At 71.0% G+C, this 2,135-nt stretch carries 1 protein-coding gene; it reads right to left on the bottom strand.

The features are described from left to right. The coding region (locus tag ELR45_RS11820; RefSeq protein WP_165367693.1) for a sialidase family protein at positions 1-2,135 on the bottom strand (2,135 nt) is incomplete at both ends.

The following is a 2,135-nucleotide window of genomic DNA, read 5'->3' as shown; positions in this document are numbered from 1 at the left end:
CGCCGTACGTCAGGGCCTTGGCACCGCGCGCGTTCTCGTCGTCGACCACCTCGGGCCGCTCGGGACGTTCGACGTGCTGGCGCACCTCGTCCATCGGCAGGCGAACGGCGGCGCCGTCGTCGTCAGCGTCGTCGTCCACGTTGCCGGTGGCGAGGTCGGCGACCTCGTCGGCGGACAGCGCGCGGTCGTACAGGCGGACCTCGTCGGCCGCGCCGTCCAGCGGGTTGGCGCCGTCTGGGCGCTTGCCGATGTGCAGCCCGGTGCGTGCGTCGCTCGACGTCGATCCGACCAGGCCGTCTGTCTCGGCCGCGACATCGCCGTCGACGTAGAGGGTCACCGCATCCGCGGAGCGGGTCAGCGCCACGTGGTGCCACTCGCCGTCGGCGAAGTCCCCAGGAGCGACGGCCGACCGCGTGGTGCCGCCGGTATCCAGTAAGGCACGCACCCGGTTGTTGCCCGGCTCCAGCCGGACCCACCACTGCGGCGTGCTGGAACCCTGCCCGTACGCCCACATGATGGCCTGCGAGTCCGGCGACTCTGAGCGGAACCATGCCGCCGCGGTGAAGATCTCACCAGCATCGGTGAGCGACTCGGACAGGGGCACCTCGAGCTCGTCGTCAGGATCCATCGCGAGCGCCGAGTCGACGACCCCATCCACGACCTCCGGCGACCCGGTGACGGTCGCGTGGTTCTTCTGGCCGGAGGCATCCGGAGTGATGGTGGTACGTGCGGGCGCGTGCGACTCCGGGCTGGTCCGCACCGCCGACGTGCCCAACTCGACCTCATGCTCGGTGATTCCCGGTCCGTCGCCGGTGCCGTCGTCGCGTCCGTCGGTCAGCCACTCCAAGTCGAAGGTGGCGACAGCGACGCGCTGTGGCGCGGAGAGGATCTCCCCGTCACGGCCGTAGATCAGCACGATCGTGCCGTCGGACAGGACGGCTAGGTCGGAGTAGTACGACGGGCCGGCGTTGACGGTCTTCTGGTAGCGGTAGGTATAACCTTCGTCGTAGCTCACCCCGATGGTCAGGGCCTCGCGCCGCGCCGAGTCCGGCCGGCTGTGCAGTGTGCGCGGCTCGCCGTCGGGTCCCTCGAACCGTACGAACCCGGCGTCGACGGTGGTGTACCGGCCGGTGGCGGGCTCCAGAACCGGGTCGGACCAGGTGAGCCCGCCGTCGGTGCTCACGGCGCTGATCCGGTCGCGATGACCGCCGGAGGCCGAGCGCCCGTTCACGACGACCGCACCGTCCTCGCGTTGCCAGATGCGGCTCTCGTTGATCGGGTAGTTGATGTCGACCGGGATGGCGTCGCCGGCCTGCCAGGTCTCGCCGTGGTCGTCGCTGTAGATCATGGAGACGCCGTAGAGCCGCTCGGCGACGCTGTGGCCGACCACCTCGCGCCGGTGCAGCGCCTGCATCACCAGCCGGCCGTCGTCCAGCTGGATCCCGTGGCCGGGGCCGGGGCCGTGCAGCGTCCATTCGTACTCGTTGCCCTCGAACAGTTCGGGCATCTCGACCGGGTCGGTCCAGGTCTGACCGTCGTCACTGCTGCGGACCATGTAGATCTCCTGGCGGTCCCCGGAGCAGGTGGTGTTCCCGTCGTCCTGCAGGGACAGCCCGAAGAAGAGGAAAATGTCGCCGGTCTCCTCGTCGACCACGGCGGACGGGTTGCCCCAGGACTGGCCGTCGTCGGACGGAACGACCACCTGGCTGGGCTCGAATGTCTCGCCGCCGTCGGTGCTGCGCCGCAGCAGCAGCTCGCGCGGGCCGGCGTCGCAGGTCTCGTGGCGGCCCTCGGTGAACGCGAGGATCGTGTCGTTCGGTGTCACAGCGAGGCCGTGCACGTGGTAGTTCTCCAGCGGGTCCGTCTCGGCGTCCCACAGGACCGTCTCGTCGAACGAGCCGTGCTCGGAAGCTGCGGCCTGCTCCCGGCCCTCGGCCGGAGGCGTCGTCTGGGACGCGGCGTGCAGCGCTGCGGTGGTCGCCCCGTACGTGGACGTCGCCGTGGCGGACGTCGCGGGGGCGGTCGTTCCGGAGGTCGTCGCGGGGGTGGACGTTGCGAGGGTCGTCGCCGAGGGCGGCGCGAGGACGAGCGAGCCGGCGGCGAGCACGCCGGTCGCGAGGAGCATCGCGGCGGCT

Source organism: Phytoactinopolyspora endophytica, from assembly GCF_004138495.1.
Taxonomy (GTDB): Bacteria; Actinomycetota; Actinomycetes; order Jiangellales; family Jiangellaceae; genus Phytoactinopolyspora; species Phytoactinopolyspora endophytica.
The sequence above is the reverse complement of the archived record's forward strand: the minus strand, read 5'-3'. Positions and strand labels throughout refer to the sequence as shown.